The sequence below is a fragment of the Andreprevotia sp. IGB-42 genome, assembly GCF_009848685.1.
Classification (GTDB): domain Bacteria; phylum Pseudomonadota; class Gammaproteobacteria; order Burkholderiales; family Chitinibacteraceae; genus Andreprevotia.
Window position 1 is genome coordinate 172698 of sequence record NZ_WXTX01000003.1, and the last position, 20578, is coordinate 193275.

At 60.8% G+C, this 20578-nt stretch carries 21 protein-coding genes; 13 read left to right on the forward strand and 8 right to left on the reverse strand.

Annotated features, from left to right (window positions below):
• The first annotated feature begins 56 nt into the window (after window positions 1-56).
• The 8 genes from IGB42_RS05735 (at window position 57) to IGB42_RS05770 (ending at window position 6483) form a co-directional block, all read left to right on the forward strand.
• Window positions 57-368, forward strand: a complete 312-nt coding sequence (locus tag IGB42_RS05735; protein ID WP_159668269.1) for a ferredoxin — start codon at window positions 57-59, stop codon at window positions 366-368.
• A 7-nt stretch (window positions 369-375) separates the two neighbouring features.
• Window positions 376-1227: a DUF4349 domain-containing protein gene (locus tag IGB42_RS05740; RefSeq protein ID WP_159668272.1), complete on the forward strand. Its 852-nt coding sequence runs from the start codon at window positions 376-378 to the stop codon at window positions 1225-1227.
• Entirely contained in the window at window positions 1224-1886 is a 663-nt protein-coding gene (locus IGB42_RS05745; RefSeq protein WP_159668275.1) for an alpha/beta hydrolase, read from the forward strand. The genes IGB42_RS05740 and IGB42_RS05745 overlap by 4 nt, the downstream gene beginning before the upstream one ends.
• Window positions 1883-2536 (forward strand): energy-coupling factor ABC transporter permease, encoded by a 654-nt coding sequence (locus IGB42_RS05750; protein WP_159668278.1) that lies wholly within the window; start codon window positions 1883-1885, stop codon window positions 2534-2536. The genes IGB42_RS05745 and IGB42_RS05750 overlap by 4 nt, the downstream gene beginning before the upstream one ends.
• A 50-nt stretch (window positions 2537-2586) precedes the next feature.
• Complete coding sequence (locus tag IGB42_RS05755) at window positions 2587-4134, forward strand: sensor histidine kinase (protein WP_159668281.1); 1548 nt, start codon at window positions 2587-2589, stop codon at window positions 4132-4134.
• A 69-nt stretch (window positions 4135-4203) separates the two neighbouring features.
• Window positions 4204-5262, forward strand: a complete 1059-nt coding sequence (gene rlmM, locus IGB42_RS05760; RefSeq protein ID WP_159668284.1) for a 23S rRNA (cytidine(2498)-2'-O)-methyltransferase RlmM — start codon at window positions 4204-4206, stop codon at window positions 5260-5262.
• A gap of 49 nt (window positions 5263-5311) precedes the next feature.
• Window positions 5312-5743, forward strand: a complete 432-nt coding sequence (gene mscL, locus IGB42_RS05765; RefSeq protein WP_159668287.1) for a large conductance mechanosensitive channel protein MscL — start codon at window positions 5312-5314, stop codon at window positions 5741-5743.
• A 98-nt stretch (window positions 5744-5841) separates the two neighbouring features.
• Window positions 5842-6483: a hypothetical protein gene (locus tag IGB42_RS05770; RefSeq protein ID WP_159668290.1), complete on the forward strand. Its 642-nt coding sequence runs from the start codon at window positions 5842-5844 to the stop codon at window positions 6481-6483.
• Between the two features lie 60 nt (window positions 6484-6543).
• On the opposite strand, the gene hisC is transcribed toward IGB42_RS05770, so the two are convergent.
• Window positions 6544-7644 (reverse strand): histidinol-phosphate transaminase, encoded by a 1101-nt coding sequence (hisC, locus tag IGB42_RS05775; protein ID WP_159668293.1) that lies wholly within the window; start codon window positions 7642-7644, stop codon window positions 6544-6546.
• A 137-nt stretch (window positions 7645-7781) separates the two neighbouring features.
• Between hisC and IGB42_RS05780 the strand changes: the two genes are divergently transcribed.
• On the forward strand, window positions 7782-9005 hold the full coding sequence (locus IGB42_RS05780) for a GGDEF domain-containing protein (protein ID WP_159668296.1): 1224 nt from the start codon (window positions 7782-7784) through the stop codon (window positions 9003-9005).
• A 47-nt stretch (window positions 9006-9052) separates the two neighbouring features.
• Here the strand turns inward: IGB42_RS05780 and IGB42_RS05785 are convergent, their stop codons facing one another.
• The 7 genes from IGB42_RS05785 to gyrA form a co-directional block, all read right to left on the reverse strand.
• The gene (locus IGB42_RS05785; RefSeq protein WP_159668298.1) at window positions 9053-9667 is read right to left on the reverse strand and encodes an N-acetyltransferase; all 615 of its coding nucleotides are present in this window, start codon (window positions 9665-9667) and stop codon (window positions 9053-9055) included.
• Between the two features lie 82 nt (window positions 9668-9749).
• The gene (locus IGB42_RS05790) at window positions 9750-10337 is read right to left on the reverse strand and encodes a TIGR00730 family Rossman fold protein (RefSeq protein ID WP_159668301.1); all 588 of its coding nucleotides are present in this window, start codon (window positions 10335-10337) and stop codon (window positions 9750-9752) included.
• On the reverse strand, window positions 10334-11407 hold the full coding sequence (pheA, locus tag IGB42_RS05795) for a prephenate dehydratase (RefSeq protein ID WP_159668304.1): 1074 nt from the start codon (window positions 11405-11407) through the stop codon (window positions 10334-10336). The genes IGB42_RS05790 and pheA overlap by 4 nt, the downstream gene beginning before the upstream one ends.
• A gap of 3 nt (window positions 11408-11410) precedes the next feature.
• Window positions 11411-12496, reverse strand: a complete 1086-nt coding sequence (gene serC / locus IGB42_RS05800) for a 3-phosphoserine/phosphohydroxythreonine transaminase (protein WP_159668307.1) — start codon at window positions 12494-12496, stop codon at window positions 11411-11413.
• Between the two features lie 32 nt (window positions 12497-12528).
• Window positions 12529-12948 (reverse strand): PaaI family thioesterase, encoded by a 420-nt coding sequence (locus tag IGB42_RS05805; RefSeq protein WP_201799839.1) that lies wholly within the window; start codon window positions 12946-12948, stop codon window positions 12529-12531.
• Entirely contained in the window at window positions 12948-13442 is a 495-nt protein-coding gene (locus tag IGB42_RS05810; protein ID WP_236822506.1) for a PaaI family thioesterase, read from the reverse strand. The genes IGB42_RS05805 and IGB42_RS05810 overlap by 1 nt, the downstream gene beginning before the upstream one ends.
• Window positions 13396-16095, reverse strand: coding sequence for a DNA gyrase subunit A (gyrA, locus tag IGB42_RS05815; RefSeq protein WP_159668313.1), 2700 nt, complete (start codon window positions 16093-16095; stop codon window positions 13396-13398). The genes IGB42_RS05810 and gyrA overlap by 47 nt, the downstream gene beginning before the upstream one ends.
• A gap of 288 nt (window positions 16096-16383) precedes the next feature.
• On the opposite strand from gyrA, the gene IGB42_RS22510 reads away from it, so the two are divergent.
• From IGB42_RS22510 to serS, 4 genes are all read left to right on the forward strand, one after another.
• Window positions 16384-17079 carry an OmpA family protein gene (locus IGB42_RS22510; RefSeq protein ID WP_159668316.1) on the forward strand — a complete coding sequence of 232 codons (696 nt, stop codon included), beginning with the start codon at window positions 16384-16386 and terminating at the stop codon, window positions 17077-17079.
• Window positions 17080-17248: 169 nt separating this feature from the next.
• Window positions 17249-17788: an outer membrane lipoprotein chaperone LolA gene (gene lolA / locus IGB42_RS05825; protein WP_236822507.1), complete on the forward strand. Its 540-nt coding sequence runs from the start codon at window positions 17249-17251 to the stop codon at window positions 17786-17788.
• Window positions 17781-19106: a replication-associated recombination protein A gene (locus IGB42_RS05830; protein ID WP_159669067.1), complete on the forward strand. Its 1326-nt coding sequence runs from the start codon at window positions 17781-17783 to the stop codon at window positions 19104-19106. The genes lolA and IGB42_RS05830 overlap by 8 nt, the downstream gene beginning before the upstream one ends.
• A gap of 81 nt (window positions 19107-19187) precedes the next feature.
• Window positions 19188-20462 (forward strand): serine--tRNA ligase, encoded by a 1275-nt coding sequence (serS, locus tag IGB42_RS05835; RefSeq protein ID WP_159668319.1) that lies wholly within the window; start codon window positions 19188-19190, stop codon window positions 20460-20462.
• Window positions 20463-20578: the final 116 nt, after the last annotated feature.

Sequence of the window (20578 nt, forward strand, 5' to 3'; positions counted from 1 at the left end):
GCCTGGTGCAACAGTCCGCTGGAATGGGTAAACCCGAGCTGAACAGGATTACGGCGATGAGTTATTACAAACACCATGTGTTTTTCTGCCTGAACGAACGCGGCGAAGGCGAGCGCCAGAGTTGCAACCGCTGCGGCGCCAGCACCATGCAGGCGTATGCCAAGGACAAGGTCAAGGCGCTGAAGCTGGCTGGCCCCGGCGGGGTACGCATCAACAAGGCCGGCTGCCTGGACCGTTGCGAAGAAGGCCCGGTGCTGGTGATCTACCCGGAAGAAACCTGGTACACCTACCTGGACGAGAGCGACATCGACGAGATCGTTACCGAGCACCTGCAGCATGGTCGTGTGGTTGAACGCCTGAAAATCTGAGCCCGCCATGATCAAACGATACGCCTGCCTGCTGTTTGCATCACTTGCGCTGGCTGCCTGCAGCAAGGGCGAACCCCCGGCCGCTGCGCTGGCTGAAACCGCCGGCGGGCGCGCAGCACCACAGGCCGAAGCGGCAACAGCCGGGGATCAGGCGGCACCACGCCGCTACATCGCCGTGCGCCAGCACCTGACGGTGGAAACGGGCACCGACGAGCTGGCCGCCGTGTGGCAGGCTGTGCAGGCGCGCTGCCAGGAGCCGGTTTGCGAGCTGCTGGGCGCCACGCTCAACCAGGCCAGCGATTTCGGTGTGCCCAGCGCAGTGGTTTCGGTGCGCATCCGCCCCCATGCAGCGCCGGCTTTCATCGCCAGCCTGGGCAAGCAGGGCAAGATCGTCGAACAATCGATTGCGCGTGAAGACAAGACCGACGAAGTGATCGATGTCGAGGCGCGGCAGAAGAACCTGGCACAGCTGCGGGACAACCTGCGCAAGATGCTCGATACGCAGAACGCCAAGCTGGCCGATCTGCTGGCGGTACAGAAGGAACTGGCCGAAGCCCAGGCGCAGCTCGACGCCATGGCCGGCCGGCGCCTGATGCTTGCCAACCAGACCGACAAGGTAGCCATCGACATCAACCTGCAGGCGCGCCGTTCGGTAGCCGAGCGCAGCGTGTTTGCGCCACTGGTGGAGGCGTGGCACAACATCGGCCACCGCTTCATGGACAACGTGGCCAATGTGCTGATTTTTGTTGCCAGCATCCTGCCATGGATATTGCTGCTGTGGCTGCCACTGCTGTGGCTGCGCAAGCGCTGGAAAACCTGGCGTGCCAGCCGGCACGCCCGCAAGGAAACACAGGCATGACCCTGATCCGCAAGGCGGCAACTTTCGAGCCGCTATCGATTCCCGGCCCGGCTGGCCAGCTCGAATGCCTGAAACTGGCCTCTGCGCTGGATCATGTACAGGGCATTGCGCTGATCGCGCACCCCAACCCGCTGGAAGGCGGCAGCTTCACCAACAAGATCGTGCATACACTGGCCAAGACGCTTTCGCGGCAGGGTTATACCTGCTATTGCCCCAACCTGCGTGGTGTGGGTAACTCGGAGGGCACGCACAGCCGTGGCGAGCACGAGCCGGATGACATGGCCGCCGTACTGGCCCACGCGCAGGCAGAAAACCCCGGCGCGGGCAAAGCCGTGCTGGCCGGGTTCTCGTTCGGTACGCTGGTGCAGGCGCGCTTGCGCCAGCGGCTGGATGACACGGAAGTGGCCGGGCTGATCCTGGTAGGCCCCGCAGTCAGCCGTTACGATTTTCCGGGCGTACCTGCGGATACCATCGTCATCCACGGTGAGGAAGATGAGGTGATCAGCCTGCAGGCGGTGCTGGACTGGGCGCGCCCGCAGCAGCTGCCGCTGATCGTCGTTCCCGGCGTCGGGCATTTCTTCCACGGCCGCCTGACGCAGTTGGCAGACATCGTGGACCTGCAATGGCGTCTACGTAGCCAGGTAAACGCGACCGCATGAACCTGCAGGCAGCCCCCTTCCCGCCATCGCTGCTGATTGCGGCATGGGTGCTGGCCGCCATGCTGTTGCTGCACGCCGCCATGCAGTTGCGCTGGCTGCACCTGCAGCAGCATGAGCTGACCGGCTGGTTCGGTGCCACCGTTGCGGTGCTGGCGCTGTGGCAGCTGAAGGCTGGTATCCAGCCGGGTCTTTCTTACCACCTGCTGGGCGCCACCGCACTGACGCTGATTGCCGGCCGCCAGCGCGCGTTGCTCAGCATGGCGGTCATCCTGGCCACCGAGGCCGCTTATGCGCATGGCGAATGGATGGCGCTGGGGCTGTGCTGGCTGGTATGCGTGATGCCGGTGTTCACCACCGCCGCGCTGCTGCAGCTGGCGCGCAAACGCCTGCCGGCCAATTATTTCGTCTACATCTTTTTCAATGCCTTTGCCGCCGGTGCCATCGGCATGTGGCTGGTGGGCCTGCTCAACTGCACGCTGCTGTGGCTGGCCGGCGTGTATGGATTCGGCTTCCTGCTGGAAGAGCAACTGCCGTTCTATTTCCTGATGGGCTGGCCGGAAGCGTTCACCACCGGCATCAACCTGACGCTGCTGGTCGTGTATTGCCCGCAATGGGTGGGCACTTTCGACGATACGTTCTATCTGCGCTAGCGTACTGCCGCGCAGACGGCTAGATTGAAAGCAAACCAGCCCGCCGCGATATGCTCAGCACCCGAACCCGCCTCAATCTGCTCATCATCCTGACCGTCACCATCGTGCTGGCGTTGTCTGGCGCGTATTCCTACCTGCAAAGCCGCGATCAGTACCGCACCTCGTTGCAGGAAAACGAGCTGGCGCTGCAGAAGCGGCTGTCCACCATCCTGCCCGGCATCCTGTGGAATTTCGACCAGGCGCTGCTGCAGCGCGTGCTGGATGCCCAGATGGAATGGGCAGACCTGCAAACGCTGGCGGTAAGCGCCAATGACGGGCTGTTTGCCGGGCGCGAGCGCGTCGATGGCAAGGTGGTGCGCGTTACCGCGCTGCCCGGCACGGAAAACGGCTACAAAACGCTGTCCATCATTTACGAAGAACGCCCGGACAAACCTATCGGCACCGTACACTACCGCGTGTCCAGCGAACGCATGGACATGCGGCTGCGCCAGCTGATCGTGGAAAAAATCGCCGAAATCCTGCTGCTGGACCTGGTACTGACGCTCACGCTGGTGGTGTGCTTCAACATCATCATCCTGAACCCGCTGCGCACGCTGGCCGGCGCGCTGGATCACGCGGCCGGGCAAACGCACTTTTCGCTTGATGAGCTCAAGCTGGGCGGCAACCTGCGCAACGAGTTTGCCAGCCTGGCGGACAGCGTACGGCGCATTGCCGCGCGCTTGCTGGCGGAGCTGGAAGAGCGCCGCAATGCCAATGCGGCGCTGAAAGACGCGATGTTCCGCGCCGACGAGGCCTACCACGAGCTGAAAATGGCACAGAACGAGCTGGTGCAGATCGAGAAAATGGCCTCATTGGGCGGGCTGGTAGCCGGGGTGGCGCACGAGGTGAATACCCCCGTGGGCGTGATCCTGACCAGCGCATCGGTGCTGGCCGAGGAAAGCCGCGATTTACGCGCGCAGCTCGATGCAGGCGCGATGAAGAAATCGGACCTGCTGCGCTATTGCGATACGGCGGTTCAGTCAGCCGAGCTGATCCTGGGCAATGCCGAGCGCGCCAGCGAACTGATACGCAGCTTCAAGCGTGTGGCGGTCGACCAGACCTCTGAAGCGCGCCGTACCTTCGAGCTGGGCGAATATCTGAATGAGGTCATCGCCAGCCTGCACCCCACGCTGAAGCGCAGCCAGCTCAATGTAGAAGTGGCAATTACCGGCAGCATACAGATGGACAGCTACCCAGGTGCGTTATCGCAGGTCATCACCAATTTCGTCACCAATACCATCTGCCATGCGTATGAAGAAGGCGAGGCCGGCAGGCTGCAGATTTCCACCGAACAGGAAGGCAGCGCAGCGATCATCCGCTTTACCGACTTTGGCAAAGGCATCGCCTATGAGCACCAGGGCAGGATATTCGATCCGTTTTTCACCACCGCGCGCGGCAGCGGCGGCAGCGGGCTGGGGTTGAACGTGGTTTACAATCTGGTCACGCAAACGCTGGCTGGCACCGTGGCGGTCAAGAGCATGCCGGGGGAAGGCTCCACATTCATCATCAGCATTCCGCTTGCAGCCCCCAGACGTGCAACAGCCGCTGAATTGGCCTGAAAAAGGCCGCTTCCCGGCGTTTGTCCGTCCGGGCCTGCTATGCTTGCGCTTTTGCCAGACACGTACGCCATGACTCCCTCGATATTGCTCTATTGCCGCCCCGGTTTTGAAGATGATTGCTGCCAAGAGCTGACCACCCACCTGCGCGACGACGGTGAATGGCACAAGGGTATCGGCTACGTACTGTTCACCCCGCACGATTATGCTGAAGCGCAGCGCCTGCTGCGCGAGCTGGACGTCAACCAGCTGATTTTTGCCCGCCAGCTGGTATTTGCACTGGCCCGCGTTGAACTGGGTGAGCGCGACCGCCTGACCCCGCTGCTCGCAGCCATTGATGCGCTGCCAGCCAACCAGCAAGGGCCATGGAGCGAAATCTGGCTGGAACACCCGGACAGCGATGCAGGCAAGCAGCTATCGGGCTTCTGCAAGCGCTTTGGCGATATCGTCGGCAAGGCGCTGGCGGCACGCGTGGCAGCCAAGGCCGGACGCTGGCGCCTGCATCTTTTCTATACCAGCCTGACGGAAGTCTTCATCTGCGTGGCCGATCCCTACCGCAGCAGCCCGTGGCCGCTGGGCATAGCCCGCGTACGCATGCCCAGCGTAGCGCCCAGCCGTTCCACGTTGAAGCTGGCCGAAGCGTTCATGGTACTGATTCCGGATATCGACCAGCGCCTGAAAGCCGGCATGGTCGGCGTTGACCTGGGCGCTGCACCGGGTGGTTGGACGTACCAGCTCGTCAGCCGCGGACTCAAGGTGTTTGCCATCGATAACGGGCCGATGAAAGGCGACATGGCCATCCACCCGCACGTGAAACACCTGCGCGAAGACGGCTTCAAATACCGGCCACAGCACCCGGTGGACTGGCTGGTATGCGATATGGTCGAGCAGCCGATGCGCATTGCCGAACTGATGGCGCGCTGGTTTGCCAGCGGCATGACACGGCATGCGGTATTCAACCTGAAACTGCCGATGAAGAAACGCTGGCAGGAAATCGAGCGCTGTTTCGACCTGATCGATTCCACGCTGGAAGATGCCGGCATCAAGTACACGCTGGTGGCCAAGCAGCTCTACCACGACCGCGAAGAAATCACCTGTTACCTGGCCCGGCCAAGCGGGCGCCAGCGTTGACAGGCAAATGCCGCACCGCATAGGCTGACGGCTCAACAGATACAGGGGAATGTGCATGCTCAAGGAATTCAAAGAATTTGCCATGCGCGGCAATGTGGTCGACCTGGCGGTCGGGGTGGTGATCGGCGCGGCGTTCGGCAAGATCGTTGATTCGCTGGTCAAGGACGTAATCATGCCGCCGCTGGGTTTCATCATCGGCAAGGTTGATTTCGTGAACCTGTTCTTCGTTTTGTCGGAAGGCAAGACGCCCGGCCCTTACACTACGCTGGAAGCCGCAAAAAACGCGGGCGCGGTCACGGTCAACTACGGTCTCTTCGTCAATACCTGCATCAGTTTCGTGATCGTGGCTTTTGCGATCTTCCTGGTGGTGCAGGCCATGCACAAGCTGCGCCACGCCGAGCCAGCCAAACCGGCAGAACCTGCGCCTACGCCTGAGGACATCGTGCTGCTGCGCGAGATCCGCGATTCGCTGAAGAAGTAGACCGCGTATCGGCAGGCAGGCACCAGCGCCGGCTTTTTAGCCGGCGTTGTCGTTTATGCAGGGCTATAAATCCGCTATCAACGCTGACGGATGCCACGATGAAACGACGCGACCTGCTGACACTTGCCGCACTGGGCCCGCTGGGCTGGATGATGCACACGCTGGCGGCCGATACGCCGGCGAAAACCGGCATACGTACCATCAAGGGTACAGTGATGCTCAACGGCAAACCCGCCCAGCCGGGCATGCCGGTGGTGCTGGGTGACGTGATCGAAACCGGCCCGGACAGCCAGGTGATCTATGTAGTCGACAGCGATGCATTCCTGCAGCGCGCCAACAGCCGCGTGGAGCTGGGCGGCAACCCGCTCAAGCGGATATTGCGGCTGACCACCGGCGCCCTGCTGGGCGTGTTCGGCAAGGGCGATACCACGCTGCACACCAGCACCGCCACCATAGGCATACGTGGCACCGCCTGTTACATGGAATGCGAGCCAGCACGCAGCTATGTGTGCCTGTGCTATGGTGAAGCCGAGCTGACCCCGGACGCCGCGCCGGAAATGGCCATGCGCTATCACACCCAGCACCATGAAAAACCGTACTGGATACTGAAAGACGGGGCGGTGATGGTACCCACCACGGCCATCAACCACAGCGATGCCGAACTGGAATTGCTGGAAAGCCTGGTTGGCCGCGTACCGGCGTTTGTGCGCGACAACAGCAAGTTCGGCCGCCGATACTGAAGTACCCGGTAATGTAAAAACGCCGGCATCAGCCGGCGTTCTGTCGTGAGGTACGCAACCTCAATCGGCGAGTGCAGCTTCCAGCACTTCGATGAAGCGCGCATTCTCCTGCGGCAGGCCGATGGAGACACGCAGCGAATCGGGCATGTTGTAACCAGCCAGCGGGCGCAGGATCACGCCATTCTGCAGCATGTACTGGTTGAGTGCTTTCGCATCGCCCACGTGGAAGGTCACGAAGTTGCCCCAGCTCTGGATAAACGGAATACCCAGCCGCTGCAGTGCGCCGGTGATCTGCGCCATGCCTTCGGTGTTGATGCGTACCGATTCACGCAGGAACTCGATATCGTCCAGCGCGGCCTCGGCAGCGGCCAGTGCCAGGTTGTTCACGTTGAACGGACGGCGCACGCGGTTGATGATGCCGGCCACTTCTTCGCTCATCAGCGCAAAGCCGACGCGCAATCCCGCCAGGCCGTATGCCTTCGAGAACGTGCGGCACACCAGCAGATTGGGAAACTGGCGCAGCCAGGAAATCGAATCGGAACGCTTTTCCTGCGGCAGGAATTCGGTGTAGGCCTCGTCCAGCACCACCAGCACGTCCTTCGGGCACTTTTCCAGGAACTCGATCAGGTCGCCGGGGCGAGCCAGTGTGCCGGTCGGGTTGTTGGGGTTGGCAATCCACACCACGCGGGTATCGGGACGGATGGCAGCCAGCATGGCTTCCAGGTCGTGGCCGTAATCGATCGCGCGTACTTCGATGCCGGTGGCACCGGTAGCCTGTACTGCCAGGGGGTACACGGCAAACGTGTATTGCGCATACACCGAGGAAACGCCCGGCGCCAGGAACGCGTGCGCAATGAATTCGAGGATGTCATTGGAGCCGGCCCCCAGGATGACCTGGCTTTCCTTCACACCGAACTTCTGGCCGATCTTGTGCTTGAGCGAGAACGCCGCATCGTCCGGATAGCGCGCCAGATCACCCAGTTGCGCGGCAACGGCAGCTCGCGCCTTGGGGCCGATACCCAGCGGATTTTCGTTGGAGGCAAGTTTCACGATGGTGGCCGGATCCAGATTGAGTTCACGTGCCACTTCGTCGATGGGACGACCAGGTTGGTACGGAGAAATGGCGCGAACGTATTCGGGGGCGAGATCACAAAGCGACATGGGGCAGTTCCTGACTGACTGGCACGGGAAACCTGAAGATTACCACGTCGGCAACGCGCATACGTCCGTCACCCCAAGCTTTGCTTTGTCAGTATTGCTCACTATGTTGGATTGAAGCCCACTGGAAAATGCCGATTGTGTATCCAGTTCCCCTCAGTGAGTTCCTGCATCCGCGCTCCATCCTGACCCTGGCCGCCGCCGTCTTCTTCACCAGCGGGTTCATGATGGCACTGATGGGATGCCGACGGCGCGTCTACCCCGGCTACTGGCACTGGGTAGCAGGCCAGTTTGCATTCGCGCTCAGCGCGCTGGCCATTGCGTTGCGCGGCGTCATCGATCCATTCTGGTCGATGCATTTCGCCAATGCGCTACTGCTGCTGCAACCCATCCTGATCGCAGCCGGGCTGCGACGCTTCCTGTCCCAAGCGGTAGGTCAGCGCGAGCAGATGGACTACCTGCTATGGGGCTTTGCCTACACGGCATGGCTGATCAGCGTGCTGGGGCATGCCCCGCATGGCGTGAGCATCTTCATCTTTTCCATGGGCTTCGTGCTGCTGAGCGCGCGACTGATCCAGCTTGGCTACCGCAGCCTCTATCCCGCCGTGCAAGGCACGCTGAACCTGCTGTTGGGCAGTTATGCGCTGTGTGCACTGGTACAACTGGCACGCGGCGTGATCAGCCTCACCGCCGAGGAGGCCGCCATTCTGGGCGATGGCGCCATGTTCGGCCTGGCATTCATTACCTTCGTATTGCTGGCCATCATTACCATCAGCATGCTGTTGCTGATGAATTACGAGCGCGCCGAAAGCGAACTGCGCGCCATCGAATCGCAACTGATGGAGCTCGCCAACACCGACGGGCTCACCGGCATACCCAATCGCCGGCATTTCCTGTTTCTGGCCGAGCGCCTGCAGGCCATCGCCGCACGCGGCCCCCGCCCTGCGCTGCTGATCATCGATGTCGATCACTTCAAGCAGATCAACGATGCGCGCGGGCACATGGCGGGGGATGTGGTACTGCGCGCCATCACGCATGCCATTGCGGACGTGCTGCGTGGCGGCGATACGCTGGGCCGCCTGGGGGGAGACGAATTTGCCGTGCTGCTGCCGGAGAGCGACAGCCATGCAGCCGGCGAGGTGGCCAGCCGTATCGTGAAATGCGTGCGCCAGTTGGTGATTCCGGAATTCGGCCCGGCACCCACACTGAGCATCGGCATGGCGGTGTTCACGCAAGGTGATTCGGTCAGCGAAGTGATGCGCCGGGCTGATCAGGCGCTATATGCAGCCAAGCGGGCCGGCCGCAATTGCGCAATGACGCAGGATGGCGAACATTGCGTGGATGATCTGGAAAAAACCGCCTGATCCGCGCAAACTGAGCCAGCACCGCTTTGCCTGATCAGACTGATGGTCTAGCCGCGCACCATGCGCAGGCTGGCGGGCGGATCCTGCGCCAGCAGCGCGGTAACGCGCGTTTCCACCACTGTCCTGAAGCCATGCCGGGTATAGAACTTCACTGCGCCCGGATTGCCATTATCCACATCGGTATGGATCTGGCCGAAGCCCGCAGCCTCGGCCAACAGCACGATATCGTGCAGGATGCGGCTACCCAAGCCATGGCCGCGTAGCGCACCGTTGACCGCCAGCGAGCGCAGATACCATGCCTGCTCGGGCACATGCGGAAACAGGAAAGCCAGCTCAGCGGTGCGCCGCTGCAACACCGACGCATCCAGCGGCAGCAGATCCAGCTGCCGTTCCAGCGCTGCGGCCATGCCTGCGCCGGCGCTGGCCGGGTAATGCGCAGCCAGTGCAGCCAGCTCGCCATGATGCAGCCATACCTGGTGATGTGCATGGCTATAGCTGCCCTCACCGGCCTGCCACAACCGGGCCAGGTTGGACACGATCAGCTCCGGCGTCAGCGCAAACCAGTAATCGTAAAATGCGGGGTCGGATTGGTAGATCAACGCGGCAGCCTGCCGCGCGTCCTGCGGCTGGCCAGTACGGTCATTGAAGTCTGGAGCCAACATTGCCACCTCCTGCAGCGACATGCCAGGCGTTCGTCTCAATGTGGTCAGAGCGCTGCGGAAGGCCACGGTTCCACCCTGGCGATCAGGTCTTGACCAGCCAGTCTGCCTTTGCCCAGCCTGTGGGCAGCACTGGCGTATTCATCAGCAGTTCCAGCAAGCGTGCCGGCTCATCTGCAAATTGCAATTTGGCACATTCGGCATCGTGTACAAACCCTTCCTGCACGGTTTTTTGCAGGAAATCCTGCAAGCCGCTGTAGTAGCCAGCTACGTCAAGCACACCCACCGGCTTGCCATGCAGGCCGATCTGCCCCCAGGTGAGAATTTCAAACAGCTCGTCGAAGGTGCCGAAGCCACCGGGCAAGGCAATGAACGCATCGGCCAGATCGGCCATCATTGCCTTGCGCGTATGCATGGAATCGACCACGTGCAGCTCGGTGCAACCTACCAGCGCAAGCTCGCGCCCTACCATGAATTCGGGAATCACCCCGATCACCCTGCCACCGGCCTGAAGGCAACTTTGCGCCACTTCACCCATCAGGCCCACATGCCCGCCGCCGTAGACCAGCGTCAGGCCCTGTTCTGCCAGCAGCCTGCCGGTGGCACGTGCAGCGTCACCATAAGCCGGGTTGGCGCCGTGGCGCGAGCCGCAGAATACCGCGACCGACTTCATAGCACCGCCGCCGGATAAGCACCAAGCACCTTGACGAAGGCCGCGGTCTGGCGCAATTCGGCCAGCGCACCGATCAGCTTGTCGTCGCTGGCATGGCCTTCGATATCGACAAAGAACAGGTATTCCCACAGCCCGGCGCGACTGGGGCGCGACTCGAACTTGGTCATCGATACGCCATGGCGCGCCAGTGGTTCGATCAGCGAATGCAATGCCCCCGGGCGATTGGGGGCGGAAATCACCAGCGAGGTTTTATCCCGGCCCGATGCCGTGGTCTGCTGGTGACCCAACACCAGGAAACGCGTGGTGTTGTTGGGTTCGTCCTCGATGTTTTCCGCCAGCTTGTTCAGTCCGAATTTCTCTGCGGCAGCATCACCGGCAATCGCGGCGGAAGTGGCGTCCAGGCTGGCCAGCCGTGCGGCTTCCGCATTGCTGGCAACGGAAATGCGCTCGACATCAGCGGGCAGGTTCTTGTTCAGCCATTCGTGACATTGCGCCAGGCTCTGTGCATGTGAATACACGCGCTTGATGGCGCCGCGCTCCGGCCCAAGGTGCAACAGGTGGTGATGGATACGCAGTACCACCTCGCCGCAGATGGACAGCGGCGAATTGACCATCAGGTCCAGCGTGCGGCCTACCGCGCCTTCGGTGGAATTCTCCACCGGCGCCACCACGTAGTCCGCCGTACGGGCTTCCACTGCCCGGAATGCTTCATCGATCGACGCACAAGCGTGCGTAGTGGCTGCATGGCCGAAATGCTTGATGGCCGCAGCTTGGCTGAACGTACCTTCCGGCCCGAGGAAGGCAATGGTCAACGGGCGCTCCAGCGCCAGGCAGGCCGACATGATCTCGCGGAACAGCCTTGCAACGGCTTCCCCGGACAACGGCCCCCGGTTCAGCGACTTGATGCGGCTGAGTACCTGCGCTTCGCGCTCTGGCCGGTATACCACGCCACTGCCCTTGATCTCGCCGATGGTGCGCGCATGCTGCGCGCGCTGGTTCAGCAGCGCCAGCACCTGGGCGTCGATGCCGTCGATAGCGTCACGATGTGTTTTCAGCAGTTCTTCACTCATGTTTCAGCCCTTGCTGCCGGCGAATTCACGCATGTAGTCGGTGAGCGCACGCACCCCTTCCACCGTCATGGCGTTATAGATCGATGCCCGCATGCCCCCCACCGCACGGTGGCCTTTCAGCTGCAGCAGATCGCGCGCCTTGGCGCCTTCCAGGAAAGCATCATCGAGTTTTTCGTCTTTCAGCGTGAACGCCACGTTCATGCGCGAGCGGTACGGCTTGTCCACCGGGCTGCTGTAGAAGCCGTTCGATGCATCGATGGTTTCATACAGCAGCGAGGCTTTTTCGATATTGCGCTGCTCGATACCCTTCACGCCACCCTGCGACAGCAGCCACTTGAAGACCAGGCCGGCCACGTAGATGCCGAACGTCGGCGGCGTGTTGTACAGCGATTCGCCATCGGCATGCACCTTGTAATCGAGCATGGTGGGCGTTTCCGGCCGGGCACGGCCCAGCAGGTCTTCGCGCACGATGGCCAGCGTCAGGCCCGAAGGACCGATATTCTTTTGCGCGCCGGCGTAGATCAGGCCGAACTTGCTGATGTCCACCGGCTTGCTGAGGATGTTGGACGACATGTCGCAGATCAGCGGTACATCGCCACTATCCGGAATGAACGGGAATTCGACGCCGCCGATGGTTTCGTTCGAACAGTAATGCAGGTAGGCAGCACCAGCGGTACGCTTCCAGCCGGCTTCATCGGGCACATAGGTGAAATGGCGGTCTTCGCTGCTGGCAGCGATATTCACATTGGCAAAGCGCCGCGCTTCCTTGATGGCGATCTTGGACCAGTGGCCGGTATTCACGTAATCCACGGTGTCGTCCTGGCGGGCCAGATTGAGTGGCAGCATGCCGAACTGGAAATGCGCGCCGCCCTGCATGAACAGCACCTTGTAGTCGGCGGGAATCGCCAGTAACTGGCGCAGGTCGGCTTCGGCCTCATGGATGATCTGGGTGAACTCGCGGCCGCGGTGGCTCATTTCCATCACGCACATGCCGCTACCGTGCCAGTCCGTCAGCTCCTGCTGCACCTGCAGCAACACATCCCGGGGCAATACCGCCGGGCCGGCGCTGAAGTTGAACACCTGGGTCATTGTTTTCTTCCTTCTAACAAGTTCAAGCCACGTCAGGCCAAGAGGAAATGCGCACGCGCGGCGGCAATGGGTTTGCTGCGGTCATCCTGCCAGGCATTGAGCAGCACATTGGCAATGCGCTTGCCCTGGCGGACGATCTCGCAACTGGCGTAGACATCCTGAGGGCGGCCGCTACGCAGATAATCGATGGAGAAATCCACCACCTTGGGCAGCACCGATGCCTCGTGCGCCCACATCAGGTGGCAGATTGCGGCATTTTCCAGAAAGCCGCCAATCACACCGCCATGCAGTGCGGGCAATAACACATTGCCGATATTGGATGCACGGTAAGGCAGCACGAACAGCGGCTCGCCGTCCTGCTCACGCACCTCTGCACCGATCAGCGTGGCATACGGGATGCGGGCCAGCATCGCCTGCAGGTCGGCAATGCTGTGAATGTCGATGCAGTTCATCATGCCTCCCTGTTCAGCGGCGTACGCGCAAACGTGCCCACCGCGTAGGCCACCGGCTTGTCGATATCACCCTGGTACGCGGTGGCGCGGGTAAAAGCGATGTGTTCGGACATGCGGTAGCACTCGGCGGTGCAGAACACCTGTTCATCCGGCTTGGCCGGGCGCAGGTAATCGATGCGCAGGTCCAGCGTGGCGACGGCTTCCGGCTCGGCCAGCAACGTGTAGATGGCGCTACCGCTGGCGGTATCGATCAGCGTGGTGATCACGCCGCCATGCAGCACGCGCGTTTGCGGGTTGCCGATGATGGCATCCGCGAACGGCAGCGACAGCGTGACGCTACCGGCGTGCGATGCCACATGCTTGATGCCCAGCAGCTGGCAATGCGGCAGGTGTTCGAACCAGTGCATGATTTGCGCGAAAAAAGCCGGTGCAAGCACCGGCTCCGGATTACGCTTCGACGTTTCCGTCATCGGCGCCACTTTCGGAATCGTCATCCAGATCGCCTTCGTCCGAATCGGTTTCACACACCTTTTCCAGCACCGACAATTTCTCGCCGGCATCCAGGTTGATCAGGCGCACGCCTTGTGCGGCACGGCCAGTCTCGCGGATTTCTGCCACCTTGGTGCGGATCAGCACGCCGCCGGTGGTGATCAGCATCAGGTCGTCGGTTTCGTCGACCAGCGTTGCTGCCACCAGCTTGCCGTTACGCTCGCCGGTATCGATGGCGATCACGCCTTGCGTGCCACGGCTGGTCAGGCGGTAATCACCCACCGGGGTACGCTTGCCGTAACCGTTCTCGGTAGCGGTCAGCACCTGCTGATCGGCAGATCCGGCCACCAGCAGCGAAATCAGCCGGTGTCCCTCGCCCAGCTTCATACCGCGCACACCCTTGGAATTGCGCCCCATGGGCCGGACCTTGCTCTGGCTGAAGCGCACCGATTTGCCTGCATCCGAGAACAGCATGATCTGGTCGCCGTCAGCTTCCTGATCACCGTCTTCGGCTTGTTCTTCGTCAGCCACCTGCTCCTCGTCGGCAACATCATCTTCCAGCACCGCACCGCCAGCGCCACGAGTCAGCGCCACGCCGATCAGATAGTTGCCTTCGTCCAGATCGATGGCGATGATGCCCTTGCGCATCGGCCGCGAGAATGCGGCCAGCGGCGTTTTCTTGACCGTACCGTCGGCGGTGGCCATGAATACGTACTGGCCTTCGCTGAATTCCTTCACCGGCAGCACGGCGTTGATTTTCTCGCCTTCCTGCAATGGCAGCAGGTTGACGATAGGCCGGCCACGGCTGGTACGGCTGCCCTGCGGCAGCTCGTACACCTTCAGCCAGTACACGCGGCCGGCAGAAGAGAAGCACAGGATGTAATCGTGGGTATTGGCCACGAACAGCTGATCGATGAAATCGTCGTCCTTGGTGGCTGCACCCTGCTTGCCGCGGCCACCACGCTTCTGCGCGCGATATTCGTCGGTCGGCGTGGTTTTCATGTAGCCGCCATGCGTGAGCGTCACCACCATGTCTTGCGGCGTGATCAGGTCTTCGATGCCGATGTCTTCGCCATGCAGCACGATCTCGGAACGGCGCGCATCACCGAAGTTGGTTTTGACTTCGATCATTTCATTGCGGATGATTTCCGTCACGCGTTCCGGCCGCGCCAGGATGTCCATCAGGTCGAGGATGCGTTCCATCACTTCGCGGTATTCGCTGACGATCTTGTCCTGCTCGAGGCCGGTCAGGCGCTGCAGGCGCAACTCCAGGATGGCCTGCGCCTGCACGTCGGACAGCCGATAGCCGCGCTCCGTCATGCCGAATGCGGCAGACAGCCCTTCCGGCCGCGACGCATGGATATCGGTGCGGGCCAGCAGATCGGTCACGATCTGCGATTGCCATTCACGCTCCATCAGCGCCGATTTGGCTTCCGGCGGTGTTGCGGCGGCCTTGATCAGTGCGATGATTTCATCGACGTTGGACAGCGCTACCGCCAGGCCTTCAAGGATATGGCCGCGCTCGCGCGATTTGCGCAGTTCGAACGCGGTACGGCGGGTAACCACTTCGCGACGGTGCTTGAGGAAGCACTCGAGCACCTGCTTGAGGTTGAGCAGGCGCGGCTGACCGTCGACCAGCGCCACCATGTTGATGCCGAAGCTGTCCTGCAGTTGTGTGTGCTTGTACAGGTTGTTCAGCACGATATCAGGCATCTCGGCGCGCTTGAGCTCGATGGCGACGCGCATGCCGGATTTATCCGATTCATCGCGGATTTCAGAAATCCCTTCGATGGTCTTGGCGCGCACCAGCTCGCCGATCTTTTCCAGCAGACGCGCCTTGTTTACCTGGTAAGGCAGCTCATCGATGATGATGGCCTGGCGATCGCCATTCTTGCCACAGTCTTCGAAATGGGTGCGTGCGCGCATCACCACGCGGCCACGGCCGGTGCGGTAGCCTTCACGCACACCATGGATGCCGTAAATGATGCCGGCAGTGGGGAAATCCGGTGCGGGAATCAGCTCGATCAGCTCGTCGATGCTGATTTCGGCGTTATCAAGCAGTGCCAGCGCGCCATCAATGATTTCATTGATGTTGTGCGGCGGGATATTGGTTGCCATACCCACGGCAATACCCGACGAGCCATTGACCAGCAGGTTGGGAATACGCGTCGGCAGAACGGTGGGTTCAAGCTCTTTTTCGTCGTAGTTGGGCGAAAAATCGACGGTTTCCTTGTCGAGGTCGGCCAGCAATTCACCGGCAACCTTCTGCAGGCGGCACTCGGTATAACGATAGGCAGCCGCATTGTCGCCATCGATGGAGCCGAAGTTGCCCTGGCCATCGATCAGCATGTAACGCAGCGAGAAATTCTGCGCCATCCGCACCAGCGCCTCGTAGGCGGCACTGTCACCGTGCGGGTGATATTTACCCAGCACATCACCGATGACGCGGGCGCATTTCACATACGGCCGATTCCAGACGTTATTGCTTTCATGCATCGCGAACAGAATGCGGCGATGCACGGGCTTCAGGCCGTCTCTCACGTCCGGCAGGGCCCGTCCGACGATCACGCTCATCGCATAATCGAGGTAGGAACGGCGCATTTCCTCTTCTAGACTGACAGGGATTGTTTCTTTGGCGAAGCTAGGTTGTTCGGACATATTCCAGCTGTGTGCGCTACTGCGGTTTGTGGGGGTGGGAGGTTCAGATGGGATCTTGCGTAGAGAACGAAGTCGGGCTCAGTACCTCCAAGCCGAGTTTAACATGGCCTGCAACACACTCCAATTCTCGGAAGTCCCCACCAAAATTCACATGGTTTTCATTTGCCTATCAATTTGCTAGGACATTAGAATAATGTTCGTGTAGGGAAACAAATTTTGAGTTGACACTCGACTCTCCAAATATCCTATATAGAAGTTGTACTGACACGTCTAACAGGAGAAACAACTATGCTGCTCAAACGAACTCTTTCCAGCCTGGCAATCGCTGCGGCCCTTGGCATGGCAGTGTCGGCGCAAGCTGCGACTGATGCTTACCTCACCAACACAACCAACGTTTCCGCAGCAAACCCGGAAGGCGTGGTGAAGAACGGTATCAGCGAATGCTGGCAGACCGGCACTTGGGCACTGGCCAAGGCTGTCAAGGGCTGCGCAGGCTACGTTGAACCGGTAGCAGCTGCAGCGCCTGCACCTGCTCCGGCCGCACCGGTAGCGGCTCCGGTTGCCCCGGCAGCCCCGGTAGTGAAGAGCAAGAAATTCACACTGCGTACCGATGTGCTGTTCGACTTCAACAAGTCGAGCCTGAAGCCACAAGGCAAGGATGCACTCGACAAGCTGTATGAAGAAGTAAAGGGCATGGATCCGAAGGAAGGCAGCGCAGTTGTTGTCGGCTTCACTGACCGCATCGGCAGCGAAAAGTACAACCTGGATCTGGGCTACCGTCGTGCCAAGGCCGTGGTTGACTATCTGGTGACCAAGGGTGCTCCGGCTGACAAGATCAGCGCTGAATCCCGCGGCAAGAATGACCCGGTGACTGGCGATACTTGCGACAAGGTGAAGCCGCGTTCCAAGCTGATCGAATGCTTGGCGCCGGATCGTCGCGTCGAGATCGAAATCAAGGGCGTACAGGAAGTTGCTGGTCAGTAAGCTTGGTGTGTAAAAAGCCCCGCCTAGGCGGGGCTTTTTTATTTGCACTTCAGCCACCATATTCATTGAATCTTGATCAGGAGTGCCGCCTTTGACAATCTTTTTCAGAGCGTTGCTCGCAGCCGGTTTGCTATGGGCAAGCAATGCCCATGCGGACACCATTGCAGATTTGAAAAAGTTTCTTGCAGCCAGTAATGGCATGCAAGGCCAGTTCACACAGATCGTCCAGCCCAAAAAGAGTGGCGAAAAAACAACACAAAGCAGTGGCAGCTTCGCCATTCAGCGGCCCGGAAAATTCCGTTGGGCGTATGCAGCGCCGTACGAACAACTGATCGTGAGCGACGGCAAGCAAGTCTGGCTGTATGACGCAGATTTGCGACAGGTAACGATCAAGCAAGTGGGCAACGCACTTGATGCCAGCCCTGCAGCCTTGTTGGCTGGCGATCAGATAGACAAGCTTTATGAGCTGAAAAATCTGACAGACAAAAATGGCCTGGGCTGGCTGCAAGCAACGCCACGCAATGCCGAATCGACCTTCAGGCGAGTGGAAATCGGCCTGCGCAATGGCGAACTGGCGGAAATGGTGCTGTACGACCAGTTTGGCCAGACCACCCGCGTGCTGGTGAATCAACTGGTAGTCAGCAACAGGATCGACGCCGCGCAGTTCCGCTTTACCCCGCCCAAGGATGTCGATGTCGTCCGTGAATGACCTGTTTGCCGAGCCCGGCCGTGAGCCGCTGGCCGAGCGGCTGCGCCCGCGTACGGCAAACGAGGTGATTGGTCAGCGCCACCTGCTGGCAGACGGCAAACCGCTGGCTCTGGCGATTGCCTCCGGCCAACCCCATTCGATGATCCTTTGGGGGCCGCCAGGCGTGGGCAAAACCACGCTGGCACGGCTGCTGGCCAGCAACTTCGATGCCGAATTCATTCCGCTATCTGCGGTATTTTCCGGCGTGAAGGATATCCGCGCCGCAATGGACGAGGCGGAAAGAAACCGCAAGCTGGGCCGACACACCATCCTGTTTGTCGATGAAGTACATCGTTTCAACAAGAGCCAGCAGGATGCATTCCTGCCCTTCGTGGAATCCGGGCTGGTGACTTTCATCGGTGCCACCACCGAGAACCCGTCTTTCGAGGTGAATGCCGCGCTGCTGTCCCGCGCGCAGGTATACGTGCTCAACGCACTGGCCGATGACGAATTGCGCGAACTGAGCACCCGCGCGCTGGCGGCCGCCTACCCTGCATTGCAACTGGATGATTCTGCGGTCAACACGCTGGTTGGCTATGCCGATGGCGATGCACGCCGCTTGCTCAATCTGATCGAGCAATCCGCCAACGCGGCGGAGGTGGCTGGCCTGGCAAGTATCGATGCCGATTTCCTCGCCAATGCGCTCAGTCTGAATGCCCGCCGTTTCGACAAGGGTGGCGACAACTTCTACGACCAGATTTCCGCATTGCATAAATCGGTACGCGGTTCCAGCCCCGATGGCGCGCTGTACTGGTTCACCCGCATGCTTGATGGTGGCGCAGACCCACGCTACCTGTCGCGCCGCATCATACGCATGGCGTGGGAAGACATCGGCCTGGCAGACCCGCGTGCAATGCAGATCTGCAATGACGCCGCCGCCACGTTCGAACGTCTGGGCAGCCCGGAAGGCGAGCTGGCATTGGCACAGGCCGTCATCTACCTGGCCATCGCCCCCAAATCCAACGCAGGCTACATGGCATACAACGCTGCGCGTGCGCTGGTGCGCGGCGACAAGAGCCGCGAAGTACCGGTGCACCTGCGCAATGCGCCCACCAAGCTGATGAAGGAGCTGGGGCACGGCAAGGCCTATCGCTATGCGCATGATGAGCCGGATGCCTATGCCGCCGGGGAAACCTATCTGCCCGATGCACTGGCTGGCACGCAGTTCTACCACCCTACCCCGCGTGGGCTGGAGGGCAAGATTGCCGAAAAGCTGCGTCACCTCGCCGAGCTTGATGCGGCTTGGCTGGATGAACATGGCAGCAAGCGAAAATCCTGAGCATCTGACCCATCTTGCCAAAATCGCCTGGCGGCAGTTCGTGTAAAATCGCCGTATTCATTACAAGTCAAACAAGCCGCCATGCTCGATATCAACCAGCTCCGTAACGAACTCGACCTCGTAGTCGAACGCCTTGCCACCCGTGGTTACACTTTCAATGCCGCCGAATTCGCCGCGCTGGAAGCCGAACGCAAAACGCTGCAAACCAGCACGCAAGACCTGCAAGCCAAACGCAACAGCGTTTCCAAGCAGATCGGCATTGCCAAATCGAAGGGTGAGGACGTTGCGCCGATTTTGGCCGAGGTGGAAAACCTCAAGGGCGAACTGGGCGCTGCGGAGACGGCACTGGCCACCCTGCAGGACAAACTCAATACGCTGCTGATGGGCGCACCCAACCTGCCGGATGCATCGGTGCCGGTGGGCAAGGATGAAGCGGAAAACGTCGAAGTGCTGCGCTGGGGCACGCCGCGCAGTTTCGACTTTGCGGTGAAGGATCACGTCGATCTGGGCGCACCGTTGGGCCTGGATTTCGAGACCGGCACCAAGCTCTCGGGCAGCCGTTTTTCGGCACTGCGTGGCCCGATTGCGCGACTGCACCGTGCGCTGGCGCAGTTCATGCTCAATACCCACACCAACGAGCATGGTTATGAGGAAGTCTATACCCCCTACCTGGTGAACGCAGCCAGCATGACCGGCACCGGACAGCTCCCCAAGTTCGAGGAAGACCTGTTCAAGGTCAGCCGCCCGGATGCCGAGCCGCTATACCTGATCCCCACTGCTGAAGTACCGGTGACCAACTTCGTGCGCGACGAAATCCTCAAGGCAGAGCAACTGCCGCTGAAGTTTGCCGCACACACGCCGTGCTTCCGCTCCGAAGCAGGCTCGTACGGCCGTGACGTGCGCGGCATGATCCGCCAGCACCAGTTCGACAAGGTGGAAATGGTGCAGATCGTGCACCCGGAGACCTCGTTTGCCGCGCTGGAGGAGCTGACCGGCCACGCAGAACGCATCCTGCAACTGCTGGAACTGCCCTACCGCAAGATGGCGCTGTGCACCGGCGACATGGGCTTTGGCAGCACCAAGACCTATGATCTGGAAGTGTGGCTGCCAGCGCAGAACACCTACCGCGAGATTTCCAGCTGCTCCAATATGGGCGCCTTCCAGGCCCGCCGCATGCAGGCGCGCTTCAAGAATGAAGCAGGCAAGAACGAACTGGTGCACACGCTCAACGGCTCCGGGCTGGCCGTTGGCCGCACGCTGGTGGCGGTGCTGGAAAACTACCAGAACGTGGATGGCTCGATCACCGTACCAACGGTATTGCGCTCCTATCTGGGCGGGCTGGAGCAGTTGGTCTGAGCATGAAACGGCGATCCGCAGATCGCCGTTTTTTTGATCCGGCCACGAAAGCACGCCAGCGGTATTGCCATACACTGGCCGACCCATCATAAAAACGGCGATCTGCGTGCACACGG